At 68.5% G+C, this 992-nt stretch carries 1 protein-coding gene; it reads left to right on the plus strand.

Translation table 11 applies throughout. From position 1 onward, the window contains the following. Positions 1–148: 148 nt before the first annotated feature. On the plus strand, positions 149–992 hold an 844-nt coding region (locus tag E1261_RS44920), incomplete at its 3' end, for a hypothetical protein (RefSeq protein ID WP_132416506.1).

Raw genomic sequence — 992 nt, forward strand, 5'->3', positions numbered from 1 at the left:
CAACCCACCCACGCCGACTAACGGTTATCCACAGGGCGTTCTGCAGGGTCAGGCCGATTGGCTCATGCTGGGGTGGATGGAATGGTGGTGGCACCAACAACTGGCCGACGAAGGAATCCACGACTTGATCCGGTCTCAGGACCGGATCGTGTCACGAGTTCAGCTGCTCGCCGCCGGCTGGTCGAGCGACCGCATCAGGCAGCGGATCCGCAGCCGCCGCTGGCAAACCATCCACCCCGGTGTGTACTCCACCCACAACGGCCCCATCGGGTACGACGAACGCCTGATCGCCGCCCTCCTGCACGCCGGCCCCGACGCCGCCTGGAGCCACTACACCGCAGCCGAACAACTCGGCCTCATCAAGCCCTCCCCCGGTCGCGCAGTGCACGTGACCATTCCCGACCACCGCACCCTCATCCGACGCCCCGGCCTCATCATCCACCGCGACATCCACTGGGCCGACCGACTCGCGCGCGTCATCCCGCCCCGCCGTACCGCCGCCCACGCAGTCCTCGACATCGTCGGAATCACCCGAACCCTCGACGAAGCAGCCGCGGTCATCGCCGAAGCCTGCCAATCCGGCCGAGTACACCCCGCCGCCATCGCCGCGGCCCTGACCACCCGAGGCCGCCTCCGCCACGGCCGTTCCCTCCGCCCGATCCTCACCGACGTAGCCGCCGGATCGCACTCGCTCCTCGAACTTCGCTACTTCCGAGACGTCGAACGCCGCCACGGCCTCCCCACCGGAACCCGCCAACGAGCCGTCGACGGCGAGTTCACCGACGTGTACTACGACGGCTTCGGCCTGGACATCGAACTCGACGGCCGCCTACACCTGATCCCGCACCAGCGCTGGCGAGACCTGGACCGAGACAACCGAGCCACCCTCCGCGCCGAAGCCACCCTGCGCTACGGCTGGTTCGACATCACCACCCGCGCCTGCGCAGCCGCCGTACAAGTCCTCACCATCCTCCGCCGCACCGTCCCAGACC

The sequence above is a fragment of the Kribbella albertanoniae genome (genome assembly GCF_004348455.1).
In the GTDB taxonomy this organism is placed as follows: Bacteria; Actinomycetota; Actinomycetes; order Propionibacteriales; family Kribbellaceae; genus Kribbella; species Kribbella albertanoniae.